Origin of the sequence: Clostridium sp. ATCC BAA-442 (assembly GCF_964239415.1) — a bacterium.
In the GTDB taxonomy this organism is placed as follows: domain Bacteria; phylum Bacillota; class Clostridia; order Oscillospirales; family Oscillospiraceae; genus Flavonifractor; species Flavonifractor plautii.
The window spans coordinates 16774-39313 of record NZ_CAXSQB010000004.1; the positions used below are offsets into that span (position 1 = coordinate 16774).

Consider the following 22540-nt stretch of genomic DNA (forward strand, 5'->3'; position numbering starts at 1 on the left):
CAGGGCCCCCCCCACCCGGCTTGCGCCGTGCGGGGACCCCGATGATCTCATCTGCTCGGGGCAAATGAATTGCCCCGGCATCAAGGTTTTGGCCGTCGGCCAAAACGCTTGTGACGCCGCACTCGCGGCGTCGGGTCCCATGCCGCTGCATGACAGGAGGGACGGGTATGTCTGAACAGCGCCTCGGCATTTTAGGCGGCATGGGCCCCCAGGCCACCCAGGACTTCTACCAGCGGATTCTGGATCGCACCGACGCCTCCTGCGACCAGGAGCATCTGCCCACTCTGATCTGGAGCGATACCTCCATGCCCGACCGCACCGCCGCCATCCTGGGCGGGGACGCGGAGGGCTGCTACCGCCGCCTGCTGGACGGGGCCAGGCTGCTGGAGCGGGGCGGCTGCACCGCCCTGGCCATCCCCTGCAACACCTCCCACTACTTTGCCGACCGGCTTCAGGGGGATATCGCCATCCCCCTCATCCACATGCCCCGGGAGACCGTGGGCGTGCTGGCGGCGGACGGGAAAAAGCGGGCGGGTATCCTGGCCACCGACGGCACGGTTCAGACCGGCATCTACCAGAGGGAGTGCGCCGCCCGGGGCATGGAAGGCGTGACGCCCCCCGCCGACGTGCAGAAGCTGGTCATGAGCATCATCTACGACGAGATCAAGCGGGGCGAGAAGGGCTCCCGGGAGAAGTTCGCGGCCATCGACCGCTGGCTGCGCGCCTCCGGCTGCGACGCGGCCATCCTGGGCTGTACCGAGCTGTCCGTCTACCGCACCTACCACGGCCTGCCCGACTACTATCTGGACGCCATGGAAATCCTGGCGGAAAGGTGTATCACCGCCTGCGGCTACCGGCTGCGGATGGTGTAGTGGGAGAGGGGCGGGCGGAGAGGAGCCCCGCCCCTGCCTTTGTACCCGAAGAGGCCGATGCCCACATCGGCCCGCGCGTTCGGCCTTCCCAAAAATGATTGACTGGTGGTGAATCCGTATGTCCAACCGAACCCGTCTGCCCTTGGGGGACTATTATCAGCTCCTGCTCCGCCATGGACTGCTGGCGGACGCGGCCCCCCTGGCCGCCGACCTGACCCACCCGGTGTCCCTGGTGTCCTGTGACTCCAAGCTGGTCATCCCCAACACCCTCTTTGTCTGCAAGGGGGTCAAATTTAAGGAGGAGTACCTCTGCTCCGCTATGGAACAGGGGGCCTTCGCCTATGTCAGCGAGCGGGAGTATCCCGCCGTCCCCCTGCCCTGCATCCGGGTCACCGATATCCGGCAGGCCATGGGCCTCTTGGCCGACCGGGCCTACGGCCATCCCTCCGGGGCGCTGCGGATCACCGGCATCACCGGCACCAAGGGCAAGACCACCACGGCCTATTATATTAAGTCCATCGTGGATGCCTGGCTGGCCGGACAGGGCCACCGGGAGAGCGCCCTGCTGTCCACCATCGTCACCGACGACGGGGTGGAGCGCAGGCCCGCCAAGCTGACCACGCCGGAGCCGCTGGATCTCCAGCGCCACCTCTGGAACGCGGTGTCGGCGGGGGCGGACTATCTGACCATGGAGGTGTCCAGCCAGGCCCTCAAGTACGGCCGGGTGATCGGGGTGGAGCTGGCCTGCGCGGTGTTTCTCAATATCGGGGAGGACCACATCTCCCCGGTGGAGCACCCTGATCTGGAGGACTACCTCAACTCCAAGCTGCTGATCTTTCGGCAGGCCCGGAGCGCCTGTGTCTGCCTGGACTGCGACCATGTGGAGCGGGTGCGCGCCGCGGCGGCCGCCTGCCCCCGGGTGGTGACCTTCTCCCAGAAGTTCCCCTCCGCCGACGTGTACGGCGCCCAGGTGCGCAAGGAGGGGGACCGCATTGCCTTCCATGTGCGCACCCCCCGCTATGAGCGGGAGCTGGCCATTTCCACACCGGGCCTGTTCAATGTGGAAAACGCCCTGGCCGCCGTGGCGGCGGCGGAGGTCTACGGCATTCCCGCCGAGGCGGTGGCCGCCGGACTGGTGCGGGCCTTCGTGCCCGGCCGCATGGAGCACTATGTCAGCGCCGACGGGGAGATTTCGGTGATTGTGGACTACTCCCACAACGGCATGAGCCTACAGAACGCCCTGCGCTCCGTCCGGGCGGAGTACCCCGGCCGGGAGCTGACCGTCCTCTTCGGCTGCACCGGCGGCAAGGGCATCGACCGCCGGGAGGGCATGGGCAACGCCGCCGGAGAGTGGGCCGACCGGATTATCCTCACCGAGGACGACCCCGGCCCCGAGGAGGTGGAGGCCATCTGCGCCGATATCGGCGTGTTCCTCACTGCCCACGGCAAGGATTACACCGTGATCCCCAACCGGGAGGCGGCGGTGGAGACCGCCATCCTGGGCGCCCGCCGCCCGGCGGTGGTGTTGCTGGCGGGCAAGGGATGCGAGGAGGCCCAGAAGCGGAAGAACGGCCCGGAGCCCTGCATCCCGGACGGGACGCTGGCCCGGCGGGCGCTGGACAAGTACAATGCTGGATAAGTGGTTCGCAGCCGCCGGGGCCGCCGCCTGGGGCGGCGTGGCCTTCCGGCGGCTGCTTCCGTTTTTGTCCACCGGTGCCCGGGAGAAGGTGGAAACCCTCTGCCCCGCTCCAGAGACTGTCCTGGTGGCGGCCTTCCCCTACTACGCCGGGGAGCGGCCGGGCAACCTGTCCCTCTACGCCCGGGGGGAGGACTACCACCGGGTGCTCACCCGGCGGCTGAATACGGTGTGTGATGCCCTGCGCCGGAAATACCCGGGGGAATCGTTTGTCCCCGCCGCCGACAACTCCCCCCTACCGGAGCGGGAGGCCGCCTGGCTGGCAGGCATCGGCCTGCGGGGGAAAAACGGCCTGCTGATCCTGCCGCCCTACGGCACCTATGTATTTCTGGGTACCATTCTCACCGGGGCGGCGCTGGACGTGCCGGAGCGCCCCGCCGCGCCGGACTGCCCCGGCTGCGGGGCCTGCCGGGCGGCCTGTCCCGCCGGGGCCCTGGGAGAAGGGGGGCCGGATGTGTCCCGCTGTCTGTCCGAGCTGACCCAGAAAAAGGGGGCGCTGACGGAGGAGGAGACCGCCCGGCTGAGGGTCCACCCGTTGATTTGGGGCTGTGACTTCTGCCAGCGGGCCTGTCCCTACAATGCCGCCCCGGCCCACTCGCCGCTGCCCGAGTTTTCCACATCTCTGGTAGACGCTCTGGAAAACTCCGATCTCGAGGGGCTCACCAACCGCACGTTCCGGGACAAGTACGGGGGCCGGGCCTTCGCCTGGCGGGGCCCCGGCCCTCTGCGGCGCAATCTCGGGCTGAAAGAGGAATAAAACCGCCTTTCCCGTCCAAACTAGCAGTAAAGTTTGGGAGAAAGGCGGTTTTGTCATGCAAGTACGCGATCTTATGAACCCCAGCGTGGTCTCCATCACCCCCAGCGAGTCGGCCTCCCTGGCGGCCCGGCTCCTGTCCCGGCACAACGTGGGCTCCCTGCCCGTCTGCGGTGAGGACGGCGGCCTGCGGGGCATTGTCACCGACCGGGACATCATCCTGCGCTGCGTGGCGGCGGAGGAGGACCCCCTCAAGACCCAGGTGAAGGACATCATGACCCGCAACTGCGCGGTGGTGTCCCCCGACGACGACGCCAGAGAGGCCACCCGGATCATGGCGGCCAAGCAGGTGCGCCGCCTCCCCGTGCTGGAGGGGGGCAAGGTGGTAGGGATGGTCTCTCTGGGGGATCTGGCCCAGTGCCGCCAGTTTGACATGGAGGCCAGCAAGGCCCTCTGCGAGATCTCCGACCAGGTAAAGCACGGCTACGTGGAGTAGTCGTTTCCCCGGCAGACTGAAAAACCGCCCCCGGAGCATGCTCCGGGGGCGGAAATCATGTTGCGGCAATCAGCCCTTTTTCTTGGAGGCCTCGCGCATGCGGGCCGCGTGGTCCAGCAGGCGCTTGCGCAGGCGCAGGGATTCGGGAGTGACCTCCAGCAGCTCGTCATCGGCCAGAAACTCCAGGCACTGCTCCAGGCTCATCTGGCGGGGCGGGGTGAGACGCAGGGCGTCGTCGGAGCCGGAGGCGCGCATGTTGGTCAACTGCTTCTTTTTGCAGATGTTAACCGAGATGTCCTCCTGCTTGGGGGTCTCGCCCACCACCATGCCGGCATAGACGGGCACGCCCGCGCCGATGAACAGCACACCACGCTCCTGGGCGTTGTAGAGGCCGTAGGTGACGCTCTCGCCGGTCTCGAAGGACACCAGGGAGCCGGAGTTGCGGCGCTGGATCTCGCCCTTCATGGGGGCATAGGAGTCAAAGACCGAGGCCATGATGCCCTCGCCCTTGGTGTCGGTGAGGAACTCGTTGCGGTAGCCGAACAGGCCGCGGGAGGGCACCAGGAACTCCAGCTTCATCCGATCACCCACCGGAGTCATCTCCAGAAGGTCGCCCTTGCGGGCGCCGATCTTCTCGATGACCGCGCCCACGCTGTCGCTGGGTACGTCCACCACCAGACGCTCCACCGGCTCGCACATTTTGCCGTCAATCTCCTGGTAGAGCACGCGGGGGGGGGAGACCTGGAACTCGTAGCCCTCCCGGCGCATGGTCTCGATGAGGATAGACAGGCTCATCTCGCCCCGGCCCGCCACGTTGAAGGCGTCGGTGGAGTCGGTCTCGGTGACCCGCAGGGACACGTCCTTCATGGTCTCGCGGAACAGCCGCTCCCGGATCTGGCGGGAGGTGACGAACTTGCCCTCCTTGCCCGCGAAGGGGGAGTCGTTGACGGAGAAGGTCATCTCGATGGTGGGGGCGGAGATCTTCACGAACTCGATGGGCTCCACCGCGTCGGGCGCGCAGATGGTGTCGCCGATGGTGATCTCGCCGATGCCGCTCATGGCGATGATGTTGCCGGCGGTGGCCTCGGTCACCGGCACCCGGCCCAGGCCGTCAAACTGATAGAGGGCGGTGGCCTTGGCCTTCTGAGGCGCGGCGTCGGGCTGGTGGAAGTTGCATACCGCGATCTCCTGGTTCTGCTTTACAGTGCCCCGCTCGATGCGGCCGATGGCGATGCGGCCCACAAACTCGTTGTAGTCAATGGAGGAGACCAGCATCTGGAAGGGGGCCTCCGTGTCCGCCTCCGGGGCGGGGATATAGTTGAGGATGGTCTCAAACAGGGGCACCAGGTCGGTGCCGGGCACGTCGGGGGAGTAGGAGGCGGTGCCCTGGCGGCCGGAGCAGAACAGGGTTGGGGACTCAAACTGCTCGTCGGTGGCGTTCAGATCCAGCAGCAGCTCCAGCACCTCGTCCATGACCTCGTGGATGCGCTGGTCGGGGCGGTCCACCTTGTTGACCACCACGATGACCTTGTGGCCCAGCTCCAGTGCCTTGCTCAGCACAAAACGGGTCTGGGGCATGGGACCCTCGGCGGCGTCCACCAGCAGGATGACGCCGTTGACCATCTTGAGGATCCGCTCCACCTCGCCGCCAAAATCGGCGTGGCCCGGCGTGTCCACGATGTTGATCTTCACGTCCTTGTAGTGGACGGCGGTGTTCTTGGCCAGAATGGTGATGCCGCGCTCCCGCTCCAGATCGTTGGAGTCCATGACGCGCTCCACCGTGGCCTGGTTCTCGCGGTAGATGCCGCCCTGCTTGAGCATTTCGTCCACCAGGGTGGTCTTGCCGTGGTCGACGTGGGCGATAATGGCGACGTTTCTCAGCTTCGTATCTTGCAAAGTGGTGCACCTCTCAATTTATTCCGAAATCTGTCCATATCATTGAAAGCTCGACCACATATTATACCGTAGAACAGTAACGCGCGCAACTGATTTTGCAAAAAAAACGCCCAAATCGGGGGACAAAAACACCCCTTGCCGTTGACAGGCGCGGGGAATTGGGGTACAATATCAAAGCATCTGCGCGCCAGTTTTTCCACAATTTCATATGCGCCTGTAGCTCAGCAGGATAGAGCGACCGCCTCCTAATAATCAGGTCATCAAAGTCCTGGGAGGCGGATCGCTCCATCCTTGACCATGAAAAATCGAATATGTCTCCGTAGCTCAGTTGGATAGAGCACACGCCTCCTAAGCGTGGGGCCGGCAGTTCAAATCTGCCCGGGGACGCCATAAATGCCGTAACCGCAAGAGGTTGCGGCATTTTCCTTATCTTTTTTCGCTACGAGGATTAGAACAGATTTCCTTTTTATCATTGGTTAGAGTGGAGACTTCTTACTCCCATCTGCTCAAATTTCCATCACAGGACTCGAACGATTTTTATGCCAAACTTGAAAAAACTGCTCATTTTGCTAATGAGCACTGCCGCAGCATTTTATGTCGTCTCATGCTTTCCTGTGTATTTATGCACCAATCAGTTTTTTTGCTAACTGATTCATAATCTGTTCTCCATACTGCTCAACAAACTTTTTCGTGAAGGCATCCATGAGTTCGGGTTTAGCCTCCAATTGCTTCAGCAGAATTTCAGAGTCAGGTTCAGCAACGGCGCTTTCTGCGCGAAGCCTTTGCTCAACGCCACGCAAATCCGCGTTCGCATAAAAGGCCATTTCGAATTTCTGGGCGTTGACCTTCCGATCCTCATCCAAGATGTGTGCGTAAACTTGGGTAACCATGTCGCTTTGTGCATGACCGGTATCACCCTGCGTTGCCTTAACATCTCCCTTATTGATTTTCAGCTTATAAGTTGTGCTGGAGTGACGGAGAGAATGAAAAACAACATTTGGAAGACCAGCGGATTTTTTCAATCGTTCAAACTGATTTCCAATAATCCGATCTTCACAGGGGCGGCCCGTTTCCTGCGCCAAAACCAGATTGTAGTCGATATAGTCATCGCCCATAAACTCCTTGAGCTTGTCCTGCTTCTCTTTCCATTCCCGCAAGATAAAGGCAAGAGTTCGCGGAATCCAAACCTTACGAATGCTGCTTTCTGTTTTAGGCTTTTTCAAAACGAGCCGCGTAGAAGACTTCCCGCCCATCAAGCGCGGGAATACAAAGAGGATGTCCTTTTCGCCAACTGCGTTGATAGCCTTCTGGTCAACACGGGCCAGCTCTTTTTCAATCCAGACGAAGGCATCATCCCGAGCGATTTCTTCATCTGATATATGAACACAGTCCCATGTAAGGCCGGTGATTTCGCCCATCCGCATGGAGCAGGCAAAGGCCAGGTTGATTGCGACATACAGCTTTCCATCCGAGCAGTGGTTGAGAGCATCTCGAATAATATCGGCAGTCCAGATGGCTCTGACCTTTTTCTCCCGCTTGGGCAAGATTGCATCCTCGAACGGATTTTTACCAATAATGTCCCAGCGGACAGCCTGATGAAATGCACAGCGCATCAGCTTAATAATCTTTTCAATGGTGCATGGCGTAACAAAGTCTGTCCGTGCATGTCTGTATGGAGTTTCGATTGGAGGCGTTTTCTGCAGCTTCTGGATGAATTGGTCCACTGACCTGCGATTGATGTCCTGCACAATTTCGTCCCCAATCAACGGGTTAATGTAATTGCTGATTAAGCCATTATTAGAAGCATAAACAGACAGTCCCCATCTTTTGGTTCCATATAGTTCTACAAAGTCTCGCAGAAAATCTTTTACGGTCAGTTCACTGGGCGGAATAAAAGTGCCGTTATTGATCTCATTTTCCACCGCGGCTTTCCGCTTCAACGCCTCTTTTTTGGTTATAAAAGTTTCCCACTTCTGTTTCTTCTCACCTTTTGAGTCATCATAGGTGTAGACAACAGCATATTTCTTACCGCGTTTCTGTATTGATGCCATAGTTGTAGGCTCCCTTCCAAATCAATCGGAACCATCAAGCCATTCGTCAAAGGACTTTCTGGAAATCCTCAATTTAGTCCCTATGCGTACAGATTTGAATGCTCCGCTGGCGCACAGGTTATAAATGGAGCGTTTGCTGACGCCCAGGATCTCAGCAGCCTCTGAAACGGAATAGCTCCGTTTTTCTGCATTATTCCGATCTGTGTTTTCAAGAAATTGTTTATCAGCCACGAATAGCCTCCTTTCTGTGTGGCCGACAAAGAAGCCTACGATTCCCTACATATATCATATACGCTTTCTCTGCCGCCACATCAACAAAAAAGTAAAAAACAAGGCGTTCGATTCCAAATATTTAAGTAAGCTGTCCCAGGTCACTTCCTGCGCCGGGGCTTTCCGCCGCGTATTGCCAGGGCCTGCTATGCAGTATTTCAACCGTGGGTGAGCACACAAAGTCTCCGCACACTATCCGCGCTCCCTGTATAACCCCTGAAACAGAGTTATTCTTTTTTCAAAGTACAAAGGCGTACAGATCAGCATGGAACATCCTGCTATATCTGTACGCCCTATAAATAGGAAAATGGTGCAGGAATTTCTGCACACATTACATGCTTTCTCAAAAACTTTTGAGAAAGTAAAAGCACGCGCCCGAAACACCAAATATAGATATTCATTCTTGACTAAATCAATATATTGTGCTATCCTGTACTTGTAATTGATTTTTGTGCGTTCCCCATGTGGGATACAGATCTTGTATCTGTACGGCAAGGCTCAAAGCCCTGCATTGCACACGCAGTTAAGATTGTATTTGTGCCAGTAGTATTGCTGCGCCCATTCGGGCCAGTATATTACTGGCTTTTTTTATTTTTCGGGGTTTCCCCATCAGCGAGGATGACATTGGTTCATAGGCAACTATGGACAACAGGCGTTTTGCCCTTTGTCATGCTCGCTTTTTTGTCGCCCAAATGCCGGAAACGGCTTTGAGGATATATCAAACTACAGAAAGGCAGGTAACACGCATGAATGTAAAAAAGCGAAGGCAGGAGCCTAGGGCAAAAAGGAAATGGCCTTTGGAGAACTGGCAGCATCAGAAGGTGCCCAAATCCAGCCAAGTCCATAGTCCAATGATTCGAGTACACGCTATTCCCCGCCGAACACGGAGGGGGTGCTAAAGATGCCGGCGAGCAATGTAGCCGCCGAAAAGCGAAGTCAACCCCAAATTTTGGTGGAAACGGCGGGCCTGTCCGAAGAGAAATGGCTTGCATACCGCCGGAAAGGGATTGGCGGCAGTGATGTGGCGGCTCTGCTGGGAATTTCACCCTGGCGGACGGCAAGAGACCTCTACTTTGACAAGTTGAATATTGTAGCGGTCGAAGATAATGAGGACAACTGGGTTGCTCTGGAAATGGGGCACCTGTTGGAGCCGTTGGTGGCGAAGATATTCCAACACCGCACAGGGTACAAGGTCTATCAGATCAAAAAAATGTTCCAGCACCCACAGTATTCGTGGATGCTGGCCGATGTGGACTATTTTGTGGAATTGCCGGATGGCAGTACCGCAATTCTGGAGATTAAAACGACAAATTATAACGCAAGGGATAACTGGTGGCTAAACGGTGAAGAAACTGTTCCCGTCTATTATGAAACCCAAGGGCGGCACTATATGGCTGTCATGAATGTGGATCGCTGCTTCTTCTGCTGCCTGTATGGCAACAACGAGGAAGAAACCATTATTCGTGAAATCCGGCGGGATGAGTCCTATGAGGAGGAGATGATTTTCCTGGAGCAGTATTTCTGGGAAAACCATGTTCTTACCAGGACGCCGCCGCCTTATACCGAAGATGGTGATCTGGTGCTTGAAAGCGTGCGCCGGCATACGGGCTCCGCGGATCAGGATGCCCCCGTTGTAACGCTTGATTTGAGCCTGACAGCCAAATTGATGCGCTATCTCCAGCTCCAAGAGCAGAAGAAACTCACGGAAGCAGGCAGCAAAGAGATCGAGGCGGATATGAAGCGGCTGAAGGCGGCGCTGGTTGCGGAAATGGGCAAGAGCTGCAAGGCCGTTTGCCAACAGGATGGGGTGAACTATATTGTCACCTACAATCCAGTGAGAACGCCCGGCATTGACAAAGACAATCTGATACGGCTGAAGCTGGACCACCCTGATATTTACGAGCAGTATGTAACCGTTTCAGAATCCCGAAGGTTCAGTGTGAAAATTGATACCAAGACGGCATGAGAAAGGAGGAAAATGATTTGATCCATAGAGGAACTTATGATGGGACAATTTACTATAATCCTGCAAATAAGTTCTGCATCATCAGTGTAAAAACCGCGGAGAAGGATGTACCCGAAGAAGCCAGGTCTATCCGCCGACGCAAGGATCATCTGATTCGGTTTGTGGCAACCGGCTACGAACTGCCCCGCACAGATGCGGTAGAACTGGAACTGGATGGCGAATGGAAAAAAGGAAAGTATGGGATGCAGCTTCAGGTGGAGCAGTGGCATGAAATTGTCCCTCAAACCAAGAGTGGAGTGGAAGGCTATCTGGCCTCTGGCCTTATCAAAGGCATTGGGCCGGCGCTCGCCAAACAGATCGTATCACGCTTCGGCGTGGAGACACTGGACATTCTGCAAAATCGCCCGGAGCGGCTGCTGGAGATCAAGGGCATCACGGAGAACAAGCTGGAGGCCATCAAGACCTCATATGCAGAGAGCCGGATGTTGCAAGACCTGATGACGCTGCTCTCCCCGTTCAAGATTACACCGAAAACAGCGCAGAAGATTTATCAGTTTTTCGGCCCGGCCAGCGTGGACATTTTGAAAAAGAGTCCGTTTGAGCTTTGCCAAATATCCGGTTTTGGCTTTTTAAGGGTGGATGCCATCGTTCAGAAAAACGGAGGCGACCTGCGCGCCCCTATGCGAATCAAAGGCGCCTTGTTCTGGGCGTTGGAGGATAGCAAGGGGAAAAACGGACATTTGTTTTTGACCAGTGAGGCTTTGCAAAAAGAGGCGCTCCAATTACTCAACGCTAAAATCCCTATTCCTTCGCTTCGGCTCCATGCACAAGAGGTCAGCGATGTCCTCGAAGATATGATCCTGCATGGAGAGGTCGTATCCGTCAAAGGAGACATTTATCTTCCCCGTGTGTTTGCACAAGAGGATGAAACCGCCCGCCGGATTGCGATGCGTGTGGTGGAGCCTCCTGCTCCGGAGAAGATCGAACAAATTTTGGAGCAGGTCAAACGAGAAATTGGATTGGCGCTGTCCTCAAAACAGGAAGCGGCTGTGTATGCAACCTATCGCCACAATCTTTCCATCATCACAGGCTCCCCGGGCACCGGCAAGACAACCGTGCTGAAAACAATTTTGGAGGTCTACCGCCGCCTGCATCCCCAGGGAGAGATCGCCTTGATGGCGCCGACAGGCCGAGCCAGCCGGCGTATGGCGGAAAGCACCGGGGTTGATAAGGCCAAAACGCTGCACAGCATTTTGGGGCTCGCCAGCGAGGAAGATGAAATAAAACGCAACAACACCCAAGAGCCGCTTTCGGCCGATTTGATCATTGTGGACGAGTTTTCCATGGTGGACATGTGGCTGGCAAATAAATTTTTCTCACGCATCAAAGGTGGAGCACGGGTCATTCTTGTCGGAGACCCGGATCAGCTTCCCAGTGTAGGCGCCGGGAATGTGTTCCGCGAACTGATTGACTGCGGCCTTATCACCGTGACGGTGCTGGATCAGATTTTCCGTCAGTCCAAGGACAGCCTGATCGCCTACAACGCCAAATTCATTAACGAAGGCAACACCAAGCTGTACTACGGCCAGGATTTCGTTTTCATGGCAAGCAACAATCAGGCGGAAGCCGCTGAACGAATTGTTGCCCGCTACTGCCGGGAGATCGAGGAAAGTGGGATTGACCGGGTGCAGATCCTGTCGCCTTTCCGCTCGGATGGCGCGGCCTCTGCGGAACAGCTCAACGAAGCGATCCGCGAAGTGGTTAACCCGTTCCGTTCCGCCGAGGAAGAAATCAAAATCGGTGTCAAGGTATTCAGGGTCAATGACCGGATCATGCAGACCAAAAACACTGCCAAGGTATCCAATGGCGACCTGGGATTCATCCGCTATATCAAAAATGATGAAGATGGAACTCGCGTTGGACTTGACTTCGGTGTGGGCCGTGAGTTGGAGTACGGCATAGAGGATATGGTCAATCTGGACCTCGCCTATGCCACCACGATTCATAAAGCAATGGGCAGCGAGTACGATACGGTCATTATGCCGCTCTTAAAGGCACATACTGTCATGCTCTATCGAAATCTGCTCTACACTGGCATTACCCGCGCAAAAAAGCGTGTGGTGCTCATCGGTCAAAAGCAGGTACTGTTCATGGCAATCCATCGCAACGAGATCGGCAAACGCAACACGCTTCTGGGTGAGCGCATCCACCTGTACTATAAGGCGTACGCCCGGCGGGCCGGTATTCCCGTTCCGGCGGACTTGGAAAAAGAATTGAAGCACGCAGGCTAAAAATGTGACGCAAGGTGCAGAAAAATGCCCGGCGTCCCCTATTTATTATACAGGAAGGAGTTTATGAAGATGAGTGACAACAACAATAATGCAAAAACGATGTACGAGGCCGTTCCTGCCGCTGCGGAACTGAACAAGGTACCGGGGTTTGATCCGCTGAAGTTCCTCCGGCGTGCCGGGGACTCCATGAAATTGGACTTACCCTATCAGAAACTCTGGTTCCGAATGGCACACCCCAACGGGCGTATGCGTCTGACGGCCATGAGGATCACAGAGCAGATGGCGATTTTCGAGGCCAAGGTATTTCTGGACCGCAGTGACGCGGAGCCGTTCAGCGTGAGCGTTGCCCAGCAGACCATGCAGGATAGCAGGGACTTTGTGAAGGCAGCTCAAAATGAGGCGTTGAGCCAGGCCCTTTCGGACGCTGGATTTGGCATCCAGCTTGTGAGCGCCGACACTCATGCCGCTTCCGTACAGAAAGCGGCGCCTGTGAGTAAAACGCAGCCCTCTGCCATTACTCCGCCTGTGAGCACTGTGTTGCCGCAGGAGCCCTCCAGCGCCTCGCAGAAGGCCGCTGTTCTTTCCGAGGGTAATTCCGTTTCCGGGGGCACACAAACGCCACAGAGGGCATCTGAAAACGCAGAAACAGCAAGAACGAAGATTCAGCCTGCAGCAACTCCGGCCCATGAGCAGAGTTTGCCGGTAAGCCCTACTACAAACACGGATACGCTGCCAGCGGATTCCGCGCCAACGACAGAGCAGCCGGAAAACAGCAAGACAGCGGAGGAATTGCCAATTCATCTCCCTGCGGAAGAACTGCCAGTTCAGCGCCCTGCGGAGGATCTGACAGTCGCCAAGGAGGCACAGGAGGTCCCCGAAGCCAAAGTCGTACAAGAGGCCCCTGCATACACCCCGGATATGCCAGTAGAGGATATTCTGAAGGTGATGACGCTGGAACAGGCACAGGAGGTCGTTGTGGACAGCGGCGTATGCCGGGGGCTGACTATCGCAGAGGTGGCGAAGAAGCGGCCTGTCAATCTGCGTTTCTATTTGACTCCGGGCAACAAAAGCAAGGACAACATCGTTCGGGCTGCTGCCCAACTGGTCCTCAATTCACTTCAAAAGGCTGGTTGATGCGAAGCCCTGGCTCGGGTATGAAGGGAGGAATGACAAATGGGCTCATACCCGGATGAATTTCCTTTCGGCATCATGGAAGTTGTCAATCTATTAAACCTACGCATCAGGCGTCAACAGGCGAACAGCGTCTATGTGGACTGCCCGTTCTGCGGTGACCGCCGGGGACGGATGAATGTCAATTTCGTCAAGAATGTCTGGCGGTGCAACTACTGCGATGCACATGGCGGAATGCTGGCGCTGTATGCTGAACTTAACCATACGACTACATCCGATGCCTACTGGGAGATTGCAGAAGCTCTGTGTGACAATATCCAAGAGGAACACGCACGCTCCGGGAATGAAGCCCAACAGCGGCCGGCCAGCCCAAGCCCTTCAACTTCAGGGGCCTGGGCTGCCCCTGCCGGCCATTCTTCTTCCGAGCGAAAAACAGTACCACAGTCGAATAAGGCCAGTCCAGCGGAGATCCACCAGACGCTATCCCTGCTGCTTGCTCAACTTACGCTGCGGCCGGCACATCGGGAACATCTGCGCTCCCCTAAACGCGGGCTGTCTGATGAACAGATTGACGCACTGGGATTTAAGAGCACCCCACCGCCTTTTCTATGCCGGTCTATTACAGAACGGCTGATCAAGCAGGGCTGCAAGGTGCAGGGAGTGCCGGGCTTTTACCAGGATAACGGTGGACATTGGACTATGGCTTTTTATCAAAAGACAGCCGGCATCCTGATCCCTGCCATCGGCTTTGACGGCATGTTGCAGGGATTCCAGATCAAACTGGATATACCGCTGAAAAACAAGGATGATCCGCCGGAAAAGCCGGGAGCAAAATATATCTGGTTTTCGTCTTCCTCAAAAAAGGGCGGGACAGGATCGGGCAGCCCGGTACATCTGGCAGGAAATCCATCTGCCCGTGTCGTTTATGTGATTGAAGGTCTTTTGAAAGCAGACATCTCCCATTGCCTGACCGGGCGCACTTTCGCCGCGATTGCCGGCGCCAATAACACCAGTCCGTTGGACGCTATGTTCGCGTTGCTGGCGCAGAGTGGTACAGAGGAGATTATCGAAGCCCATGACATGGACAAGTACAACAACAAAATGACCATGGCCGGGGCATCCAAAATTTACTTAATGGCGCAAAAGCACGGCATGAATTGCCGGCGGTTGACTTGGAATCCCAATTATAAAGGGTTTGATGACTGGCAGCTGGCTTTGCGCCAGGGCAGTCAGCGGCAAAAGGAAATTGAAAAGTTGAGTTTCAAAGAGCAGTATCTGCGCGGGCTGTGCAAGCTGGCCCACATTGAGGACTGCGTGGAACAGTGGCAGCACCGGGCCGAGCAAGACATCGGACTGACAGAGTATCTGGGGCTGACAGGGGAGGAACATAAAACCTTCCTGTGCGGCGGCCGGGACGCTCTTGCCGCCCTGTTGGAGCCACAGCGGCGAAAACAAAGGTTTGTACTTTATCAACTTCAACTGGACGAAGAGAACGCGATCCCATTTGCTTTCAAGGATATTACAGCGTTAAAAGCGGCTGGTTATGAACAGCCGCCTGCGGCGATGTACTATGTGGCAGGAAGTGGAGAAATCTACTGCCCAGCGGAGGAATCGGATGACACACTTTTGAAGCGCCTGTTTGCCGACTGCCGGGAGCGGCTGCCTGAAGGCTGCCGCGGGCGGCCAATGGCGGTTTCCGATGTAGTGGAACTGAATCACGGTGCCAAGCGGGCGTATTATTATGTAAGCGGACAAGACCAGTTTAGACAAGTAAAGTTTTCCCCTATGCTCGCAAAGAAGGAAATTCCAGAAAAGACACAAGAGAGGTTTTGATGGTTGTCGTGAGTGAGACAAAGGAGAGCCAGCTTTTGGCACTCCTGGAGCAATGCGTCCATCTGGACGCTGATGTGCGGCCCCGTACAGAAAAAGGCTTTTTCACGGTGACGGTTCCGCCGCCGTGGAACGGTTCAGCGCGCAGGGCGGCTCAAGCAATACAGGATCAAATCAAGGAATGGTCAAAGCAATATCCGAATGTGGTGTGTTACTGCTTTGACGGTTACAGTACATTGGTTTATGTGCTGTAAAACAATGTGGCAAAGGCATGGGATGGGCATTGGCCTGTTCCGTGCCTTTTTATGAAACGACGGAAAGGAGATCACTATGGGATATTTTTCAGAAATGGCGCTGAACAAGCAGGAGGAGCTCGGACTTCCCGCAGAACAGGTATCGGCAGGAAACGCCTTTGAGGATGAGGAAACTTTTGACGAGCTGCCGGTGCCGTCGGCCAGCCATTCAGCGGCTTCCCCTACCGTGGAAACGCCGTCATCGCCCGCATTTGATGCAGACGATGGGGCCGAGGAATTGGCGGAAATGAACGGAGACGATGCTTCCGAGGCAGCGGACACGGATGGGGAGGATGCCGGTAAAGAGCAGGAGGCACCCGCCAAGGCCGATGCAACCACCGATGCGGACGAGGAAAAACGCCGTGCCGAGCATGAGGCGGCTGAAGCCAAGCGTAAAGCAGAATGGGAAGCCCGGCAGGCTGAAAAGAAAAAGGCCGAGCAGGAGCAGCTGGAGCGTCTGGCCGCGATGAGCGACGACGAGGTGGTGAACGCCTCCATGCAGCGGGTCAACGCAGATACAGAAAAACTGACCCGGCGCAACATGAAAGAGTGTGTGGCAGAATTTATCCAGACCAAGTGCCTGGAGGATATTGCTTTCGCACGCCTCACCATGCACCCGCGCAAGTCAATGATCCACTGTTTCCAGTACATCAGCCGCAAGGCGTGGGACTACATTCAGGATGAACTCAAAGCAAGCGGCATTCAGCCAGGTCCGGGCAGCCAAGGGTATGGCTGTGATGTTCCGGACGATTTGTGCTACCAGTGGGCAGAGGATTATTTCCGCGACCCAGACGCCAAAGAGGATCATAAGGAAGAAGAAAAGTTTGTACCGAACCCCTACTATGGAAAAGGTTTCGCCAGAACCACCAAAAAGAAGCAGAAGGAAAAGAAAAAGGCAGAAGCCAAACCGAAGCCTGTGCAGAAGGAAAAGCCTGCCAACGATGGTCAACTATCGCTGCTGGATCTCGGCATGACAAAGGCAGGTTAAGGGGGGTGCAGCATGATTGCATATAAAGGATTTCTTCCCGGCCTGATTTGCAGAGGTTACCAGTTCAGGATGGGACTCAATGTAACGGAAAAGGCCAACTGCGCTCATAATGGCTTTCACTGTGCTGAGGACCCGCTGGATTGCTTGCGCTATTACGGAGATATAAACCACGCAGAATACTATATTGTCGATGCTGGCGGAGACATTGACGAAGATGGTGTCGATTCCAAAATTTCCTGTACAGAGTTGACAATTTTGAAACGGCTGACAAAAAAAGAACTCTTCCTCCATGGCCTTGCTTTTATGGCAGACCACCCGAAGCGGAAGTGGAACAGCAATATAAAGGTGGACAAAGCTGAAGCGTGGAATGGCTATGCAGCGGTGCGCGGCGCCGACCCTATTGCAAAAGGGACTCGGAACGGCGATGTACTTGCTTTTGCAAAAGAGGACGGCACTACCGGCGGCATCCAGCAGATCGTGGTGGCGGAGATTGACGGGAAAACGCTCCAACCAGGAATTTGGTATGGAGTGGAGCTTGAAAAAAGGATGGTGAACTAAATTGAAGAAATCTGCACTTCTGGCAATGCCGAAATTGACGGCAACGCCGGAGATGAAACAGGCAGCAATAGCGGATGAGCCGAAACAGCATGAAGGCCCCTATGGCTATCGCTATGTTGAACGGACCTACTATCCATATATGAACTGCGTCGTTCAGGATGGCATCCTCAAAGCGGCTTTTTATCTGCCGGAACATCTGCGGCTGGATGGCAACAATCCTGCTTATGAAGTGTTCCTTGACAAGAAAGCGCACCAGTTTCTGACTTACGACCATTTAGAGAAAAAATGGCGGGACGCCAAACTGGACAGGCTGAATTGGCCGGGGAGAAACTATTATGCCACCTGCTGGGCCAGTGAGAAAGATGCTGCCGTAGTACAGGACTATCTTTGTGGGGAACGCGGCGGTGATCTCGGTATCCTTGATTTTCAGAGAAATGTACGGGACGAACAGTTGGAGCAGAGGCATAAACGAATTACCGGCGCGTGGGATCAGGATCTGGCTCAGGTGCCTGAACTGCCCAAGGATTGGATGCGCTGGATTGATAAGGTGGCTGTGCGGGAAAATTTCATCTTCTATCGCTATAAACGCGGCGGAGCCCAAAACGGTTATTGTACCTTTTGTGGGAAAGAGGTCCCTATATCCGGGCATCCATATCACAATAAGAAAGGACGCTGTGCCTGCTGCCGGCATCCCATTGTATTCAAAGCCCTGGGGCGCGCCGGGTATATTCGGACAGAAAAGGACTATGCTTATCTGATTCAGCGGTGCAAGGATGGCTTTGTTCTCCGTGAATTCTGGGCAGAGAGGACTTACTGGAAAGACAGTCTGCCCTCTGGAAAGCCTTACTGGCATGAGTTTCGCCGTTCGATTTATGACCGCAGTGGAGAAATACGCTCTTACTATTGGGGCGTGTATTGCCAGCGGGAAACACGCTGGATTTCCGGTAATCCCTGCTACTATAGTTACTGTGGCAATCAGACAGGCAGGGTCTATGGCAAGAGCCTTCCCTGCATGGAACAGAAGGAGCTGTTCGGCACTGGCCTTGTGCAGTGGATACGCACCCATCCGGTGACTGATCCGGAAAAGTATTTGGCTGTTTGGAAGCGGATGCCGAAGATGGAGCAGATTTGGAAGGCAGACTTGCCGAGGCTGACAAAAGAATGCTTTGAACATTGTGATTCTGTGCGGGAACGGATACTCTATCCAAATGAGACGCGACTGATTCGAGCATTGGGATTAGACGGCCCCAAATTCCGCCGTCTGCGGCAGATAAATGGCGATACGGAAGACCTGGCATGGTTGCAGCTTGAAAAGCGGACCAATCAACGCATACCGGATGAACTGTTTCGCTGGTTTAAAAAAGAACGGATCAGCGCCAAAGATATTCTGTTCATCGCGGACCGCATGAGTCCGATTCAGATCCGAAACTATCTGCAAAAACAGAAGCCGTATTTTGACGGAAGTTGTCGGCAGGCGTTGACCACATGGCAGGACTACCTTGCTATGGCAGAGCGTCTGCATATCGACACCAGCGATGAAATTATCTATCGTGCGCGTAAATTGCGTCAGCGGCATGATGAACTGGTTATCCAGTGTGAGGCTGGAAGCCTGGAGCTTCAAGCAGAGAACATGGACAAGAAGTACCCCCATGTTCGCTCCATCTGCGAGGAATTGCAGAAAAAGTATGCCTATGCAGATGAAGATTATCTGGTCATTGCCCCTCAAAATACTTTTGATATTATCAAAGAGGGACGGATGCTTCACCATTGTGTCGGAAATGACGGCGCCGGCGAACGGTACTATGACCGCATCGAGCGCCGGGAGAGCTTCATCATGTTTCTGCGCCGAGCGGAGGAACCAGAAGATCCCTATTACACACTGGAGATCGAGCCGGACGGCACTGTGCGTCAAAAACGCACGCTGTTTGACCGCCAGCACGAGGACATCGAGCAGGCGACGGAATTTCTGCAGAAGTGGCAAAAAGTCATTGCGGCACGGCTTACAGGCCAAGATTTGAAGCTGGCCGCGCAGAGCCGCGTCCTGCGCAACGAGGAGTTTATCCAGATGAAGAAAGATCGGGTGGTCATCCATACCGGGCACCTTGCCGGCCATTTGCTGGCAGATGTGCTTTTGGCTGACTTGATGGAAAACAAAGAAATCGTGCAGCAGCAGGAGCTCCCTGCGGCTGCATGATACAGGTGCAATGGCCGGGCGTCCTTTGAGGGCGTCCGGCCAACTGTTGCAAGGAGGCTTTATGAGAAAAACATCTTTTGAGTACCACATCCACGGTTACCGCTATGCACCGGAGAGCTTCCACATCTATAAAGGACTGCCGGGGCAGGAAAAGACGGAACTCCCCCTGTCGGATGAGCAGCGTTATCAGATGGGGTATCTTTATCTGACACAGGGCATCAAGAGCGCCGTAGACTATGTGAAGCATATCGAGCGGGAGCGGGAACGCAAGTGCCGCCTGTATATGACCTACGGCTTTATGCTCAAAGAAAATCCGCGCAGTTATGTGTACTGTGCGGACCTGCGATGCAGGGAGAACGACCCGCCGGCGGTGCGCCTGCAGACCCTGCGCGCATTCCGGGAGCATCTGGCCCAGAGCGAAGGCCGTATTGAGCAGAGCGTGGAGTGCGAACTGGATGGGCGTTACCGCCCTATCCATATGCGAAAGAATTATGTGACTGCGGACTTTGACCGGCCCATTGTGGCCTGGCTGAATATCAGATAGAAGGAGAAGAAAATGAAACAGATTGGAAATTTAGCAATCGTCTGCGCCCAGCGGCCTGATGTGTTGATGCAGATTTACGGTGGGACCGTGAGCATCCATGCGGGCGAAGGGCCGGAGCGGGCCACCCTCTCCACTGCGTGGGAGGATGACGACGCCATTCAGGACATGATCAGGGAATTAAACTTTGGGCGCTATGCCGCCCATCCACGGAAGAAGGAAGAAGGTGCAGCATGATTAAAAATTTGAATCAGCTCAAACGCAGGCTGCGGCCGGGCACACGCCTGGAGGTCACCGGCCACTGCCGGCCCGGATGCATCGGCCAACTGCGGGAGGTCACATGGGTCAATACCCAGGGTGTTTACACCAAAATCCTCAATCCGCCCGATCCGCGCATCAATGCGGCAAACGATGGGCGGGGCTCCATAATGTGGTGGGGTGCAGCCAGCACCTGGTCATTTGAGGACGGTGTGTGCAGTTCATATATGAATCAAACAAAGACGGCGGAAACGCTGATTATGGCGTTCCGCGTTTTGGATGAGGAGGCGGCCTGATGGAACAGAATACTTTGAGAAAGCAGCGGGAGCTGACCGACCGGCTCAACCGCTACCGCAACGAATACTATAACTACAACAATCCCAGCGTCAGCGATGAGGTCTATGACCGGCTCTTTGACGAACTTCACAAACTGGAACAGGAGACGGGCATCCAGATGTCGAACTCTCCCACTGTCACCGTGGGCTATCCCGTGGTAGGCAAGTTAGAGAAAACCGCCCATAAAATCCCGCTTCTTTCTCTGGATAAAGTAAAAAGCAGCGTGGATTTGTGCCGGTTTATGGGCGAGCATCAGGTGATGATCATGCTCAAGTTGGACGGCCTTACCATCAAACTGACCTATGAGAACGGCGAACTGGTGGAAGCGGCCACACGGGGCGATGGTGATGAGGGTGAGATCGTCACTCACAACGCCAGAGCAATCAGTGGGATTCCAGCCCATATTCAGTACCCGGGGCGTCTGGTAGTCACCGGTGAGGCGTTTATCCGTCCCCGTGATTTCGAGCGTCTGAACACTTCGATAGTGGATGAGAATGGTGAAACCTACAAGAATGGCCGTAATCTGGCGGCTGGCTCGGTGCGCCTGCGGGATGCCGGCGAGTGCATGGAACGGTGTGTGACCTTCATGCCCTTCAATGTTCTGGAGGGTTTTGATGACCTGCCCCGCAAGTCGGAACGCCTCAAAGAAATTCGGCCGCTGGGCTTTACTCCGTGCAAGTATCTGGTGACGAAGCGGCCATTGACGCAGGCGGAGACCGAGGACGGCATCAAGCAGCTGCAGCAGTATGCAAAAGACAGCGATATTCCCATCGATGGCATCGTTGTAACCTACAATGATATTGCCTTTTCCAAAAGATGCGGGCGCACAGGACATCACTATAAGGACGGTCTGGCGTTCAAATTTGAGGACGAGCTGTTTAAGACAACACTTCGTTCCATCGAGTGGACGCCGGGACGGACTGGTGAGATTGCGCCTGTAGCCATCTTTGCTCCAGTAGAAATCGAAGGATGCGAAGTGACACGGGCCAGCCTGCACAATCTGTCCTTCATTGAGGATCTGGAGCTGATGCCGGGCAACCGCATACTGGTCAGCAAGCGGAATATGATCATTCCGCATGTGGAGGAAAACATGGACAGGGGCGGTTTCAATCTGGAAGCGGCGTTCCCGCACCAGTGCCCCTGCTGCGGTCAGCCTACCCGCGTTCATGAAACCAAAGGGCGGGATGAAAACGGCAAGGAGCGGATCATCAAGACTCTGTTCTGCGACAATGCCACCTGCGAGACACGGAAACTCAAAAAGTTTGTCCATTTTGTCAGCAAGAAGGCGATGAACATTGAGGGGCTGTCCGAGGCGACGCTGGAAAAACTGATTGGCCGTGGATGGATTCACAGCTATCTGGATCTATACCGGCTGGATCAGCACCGGGATGAAATTATCCGCATGGAGGGCTTTGGCGTAAAGTCCTGGCAGCGCCTGTGGGATGCTGTCCAGCAGAGCCGCAACACCACCTTTGAACGGTATGTGATTGCCATGGACATTCCCATGATCGGCAACACAGCCAGCGGTGTTCTCTGCCGGGAGTTCCATGGCAGTCTTGAAGAATTTCGGGACGCGGTTTATACGGGCTATGACTTCCGCCAGCTCCCGGATTTTGGAGAGACGCTGCACAACAATATCCATGAATGGTTCTGCAATGAAGAAAATTTTTGTATTTGGGAGGAATTACAGATGATGATGAACATCCAGAAGCCGGCCGCGGCCAACAATCAGGCAGTCGGCCAGGACACTCCATTTGCCGGGAAGAACATTGTGGTGACAGGCAAAGTAGAGCCCTATACCCGCGATGAGATGAACAGCCTGATCGCCTCTCTGGGCGCTGTGGCCGGCAGTTCGGTGAGCCGCAAGACCGATTATCTGGTCTGCGGTGAGAAGGCCGGCAGCAAACTGTCCAAGGCACAGGAGTTGGGCATTCGGGTGCTGACGCCGAATGAGTTTTTCAATATGGCTGGTGTGGCTTAAAAGAAAACAGGTCAAAAAATAACAAGGGAGAGGGCTGCGGGTGCGGTCCTCCCCTTCTTTATCGGCAAAGGAGATGTTTCAGCATGAAAGGCAGTTACTTTGTTCCGCAGGTGGGGCAGGTTTATCAAAACCGAAATG

The 22540-nt window shown here is 55.6% G+C and carries 19 protein-coding genes and 1 tRNA gene; 17 read left to right on the forward strand and 3 right to left on the reverse strand.

Features of this window, described 5'->3' with window-relative positions; genetic code table 11:
- Positions 1-167 precede the first annotated feature (167 nt).
- From cuyB to ACESY8_RS02595, 4 genes are all read left to right on the forward strand, one after another.
- A complete protein-coding gene (gene cuyB / locus ACESY8_RS02580; protein ID WP_007494712.1) occupies positions 168-872 on the forward strand; it encodes a cysteate racemase in 705 nt (234 codons plus the stop codon).
- Positions 873-990: 118 nt separating this feature from the next.
- The gene (locus tag ACESY8_RS02585) at positions 991-2511 is read left to right on the forward strand and encodes a Mur ligase family protein (RefSeq protein ID WP_434307799.1); all 1521 of its coding nucleotides are present in this window, start codon (positions 991-993) and stop codon (positions 2509-2511) included.
- Positions 2501-3325 (forward strand): epoxyqueuosine reductase, encoded by an 825-nt coding sequence (locus tag ACESY8_RS02590; RefSeq protein ID WP_044940738.1) that lies wholly within the window; start codon positions 2501-2503, stop codon positions 3323-3325. Before ACESY8_RS02585 ends, ACESY8_RS02590 begins: the two co-directional genes overlap by 11 nt.
- A gap of 55 nt (positions 3326-3380) precedes the next feature.
- Positions 3381-3818, forward strand: a complete 438-nt coding sequence (locus ACESY8_RS02595; RefSeq protein ID WP_009257909.1) for a CBS domain-containing protein — start codon at positions 3381-3383, stop codon at positions 3816-3818.
- A 69-nt stretch (positions 3819-3887) separates the two neighbouring features.
- Here ACESY8_RS02595 and typA read toward each other — a convergent pair whose 3' ends face one another.
- Positions 3888-5714 carry a translational GTPase TypA gene (typA, locus tag ACESY8_RS02600; protein WP_007494705.1) on the reverse strand — a complete coding sequence of 609 codons (1827 nt, stop codon included), beginning with the start codon at positions 5712-5714 and terminating at the stop codon, positions 3888-3890.
- Between the two features lie 313 nt (positions 5715-6027).
- Here typA and ACESY8_RS02605 point away from each other — a divergent pair.
- Positions 6028-6104 (forward strand) — tRNA-Arg (locus ACESY8_RS02605).
- Between the two features lie 230 nt (positions 6105-6334).
- On the opposite strand, the gene ACESY8_RS02610 is transcribed toward ACESY8_RS02605, so the two are convergent.
- Positions 6335-7765, reverse strand: coding sequence for a site-specific integrase (locus ACESY8_RS02610; RefSeq protein ID WP_009257964.1), 1431 nt, complete (start codon positions 7763-7765; stop codon positions 6335-6337).
- A gap of 21 nt (positions 7766-7786) precedes the next feature.
- Entirely contained in the window at positions 7787-7996 is a 210-nt protein-coding gene (locus ACESY8_RS02615; RefSeq protein WP_009257965.1) for a helix-turn-helix domain-containing protein, read from the reverse strand.
- Positions 7997-8936: 940 nt separating this feature from the next.
- On the opposite strand from ACESY8_RS02615, the gene ACESY8_RS02620 reads away from it, so the two are divergent.
- The 12 genes from ACESY8_RS02620 to ligA all read left to right on the forward strand — a co-directional run bounded on the left by ACESY8_RS02620 (position 8937) and on the right by ligA (position 22402).
- Positions 8937-10001, forward strand: a complete 1065-nt coding sequence (locus tag ACESY8_RS02620) for a YqaJ viral recombinase family nuclease (protein ID WP_009257966.1) — start codon at positions 8937-8939, stop codon at positions 9999-10001.
- 17 nt (positions 10002-10018) lie between these two features.
- The gene (gene recD2, locus ACESY8_RS02625) at positions 10019-12292 is read left to right on the forward strand and encodes an SF1B family DNA helicase RecD2 (RefSeq protein WP_009257967.1); all 2274 of its coding nucleotides are present in this window, start codon (positions 10019-10021) and stop codon (positions 12290-12292) included.
- A 69-nt stretch (positions 12293-12361) separates the two neighbouring features.
- On the forward strand, positions 12362-13426 hold the full coding sequence (locus tag ACESY8_RS02630; protein WP_009257968.1) for a hypothetical protein: 1065 nt from the start codon (positions 12362-12364) through the stop codon (positions 13424-13426).
- A gap of 39 nt (positions 13427-13465) precedes the next feature.
- Complete coding sequence (locus ACESY8_RS02635) at positions 13466-15256, forward strand: YodL domain-containing protein (RefSeq protein ID WP_071698921.1); 1791 nt, start codon at positions 13466-13468, stop codon at positions 15254-15256.
- Between the two features lie 35 nt (positions 15257-15291).
- Positions 15292-15507, forward strand: a complete 216-nt coding sequence (locus ACESY8_RS02640; protein ID WP_227144128.1) for a hypothetical protein — start codon at positions 15292-15294, stop codon at positions 15505-15507.
- 76 nt (positions 15508-15583) lie between these two features.
- Positions 15584-16534: a hypothetical protein gene (locus ACESY8_RS02645; RefSeq protein WP_498794584.1), complete on the forward strand. Its 951-nt coding sequence runs from the start codon at positions 15584-15586 to the stop codon at positions 16532-16534.
- A 12-nt stretch (positions 16535-16546) separates the two neighbouring features.
- Positions 16547-17092, forward strand: coding sequence for a DUF7666 domain-containing protein (locus ACESY8_RS02650; RefSeq protein WP_009257972.1), 546 nt, complete (start codon positions 16547-16549; stop codon positions 17090-17092).
- A gap of 1 nt (position 17093) precedes the next feature.
- A complete protein-coding gene (locus ACESY8_RS02655) occupies positions 17094-19286 on the forward strand; it encodes a PcfJ domain-containing protein (protein WP_009257973.1) in 2193 nt (730 codons plus the stop codon).
- Positions 19287-19347: 61 nt separating this feature from the next.
- Positions 19348-19830 carry a hypothetical protein gene (locus ACESY8_RS02660; protein ID WP_009257974.1) on the forward strand — a complete coding sequence of 161 codons (483 nt, stop codon included), beginning with the start codon at positions 19348-19350 and terminating at the stop codon, positions 19828-19830.
- A 12-nt stretch (positions 19831-19842) separates the two neighbouring features.
- Positions 19843-20064, forward strand: coding sequence for a hypothetical protein (locus tag ACESY8_RS02665; protein WP_009257975.1), 222 nt, complete (start codon positions 19843-19845; stop codon positions 20062-20064).
- Positions 20061-20381 (forward strand): hypothetical protein, encoded by a 321-nt coding sequence (locus ACESY8_RS02670; protein WP_009257976.1) that lies wholly within the window; start codon positions 20061-20063, stop codon positions 20379-20381. Before ACESY8_RS02665 ends, ACESY8_RS02670 begins: the two co-directional genes overlap by 4 nt.
- A complete protein-coding gene (gene ligA / locus ACESY8_RS02675) occupies positions 20381-22402 on the forward strand; it encodes an NAD-dependent DNA ligase LigA (RefSeq protein WP_009257977.1) in 2022 nt (673 codons plus the stop codon). The genes ACESY8_RS02670 and ligA overlap by 1 nt, the downstream gene beginning before the upstream one ends.
- Positions 22403-22540: the final 138 nt, after the last annotated feature.

What these genes read in the sequence shown, in the direction of transcription:
- cuyB (WP_007494712.1), top strand. Translation starts at nt 168, where the DNA reads ATGTCTGAACAGCGCCTCGGCATTTTAGGCGGCATGGGCCCCCAGGCC.
- ACESY8_RS02585 (WP_434307799.1), top strand. Translation starts at nt 991, where the DNA reads ATGTCCAACCGAACCCGTCTGCCCTTGGGGGACTATTATCAGCTCCTG.
- ACESY8_RS02590 (WP_044940738.1), top strand. Translation starts at nt 2,501, where the DNA reads ATGCTGGATAAGTGGTTCGCAGCCGCCGGGGCCGCCGCCTGGGGCGGC.
- ACESY8_RS02595 (WP_009257909.1), top strand. Translation starts at nt 3,381, where the DNA reads ATGCAAGTACGCGATCTTATGAACCCCAGCGTGGTCTCCATCACCCCC.
- ACESY8_RS02610 (WP_009257964.1), bottom strand. Translation starts at nt 7,765, where the DNA reads ATGGCATCAATACAGAAACGCGGTAAGAAATATGCTGTTGTCTACACC.
- ACESY8_RS02620 (WP_009257966.1), top strand. Translation starts at nt 8,937, where the DNA reads ATGCCGGCGAGCAATGTAGCCGCCGAAAAGCGAAGTCAACCCCAAATT.
- ACESY8_RS02630 (WP_009257968.1), top strand. Translation starts at nt 12,362, where the DNA reads ATGAGTGACAACAACAATAATGCAAAAACGATGTACGAGGCCGTTCCT.
- ACESY8_RS02635 (WP_071698921.1), top strand. Translation starts at nt 13,466, where the DNA reads ATGGGCTCATACCCGGATGAATTTCCTTTCGGCATCATGGAAGTTGTC.
- ACESY8_RS02645 (WP_498794584.1), top strand. Translation starts at nt 15,584, where the DNA reads ATGGGATATTTTTCAGAAATGGCGCTGAACAAGCAGGAGGAGCTCGGA.
- ACESY8_RS02650 (WP_009257972.1), top strand. Translation starts at nt 16,547, where the DNA reads ATGATTGCATATAAAGGATTTCTTCCCGGCCTGATTTGCAGAGGTTAC.
- ACESY8_RS02660 (WP_009257974.1), top strand. Translation starts at nt 19,348, where the DNA reads ATGAGAAAAACATCTTTTGAGTACCACATCCACGGTTACCGCTATGCA.
- ACESY8_RS02665 (WP_009257975.1), top strand. Translation starts at nt 19,843, where the DNA reads ATGAAACAGATTGGAAATTTAGCAATCGTCTGCGCCCAGCGGCCTGAT.
- ACESY8_RS02670 (WP_009257976.1), top strand. Translation starts at nt 20,061, where the DNA reads ATGATTAAAAATTTGAATCAGCTCAAACGCAGGCTGCGGCCGGGCACA.
- ligA (WP_009257977.1), top strand. Translation starts at nt 20,381, where the DNA reads ATGGAACAGAATACTTTGAGAAAGCAGCGGGAGCTGACCGACCGGCTC.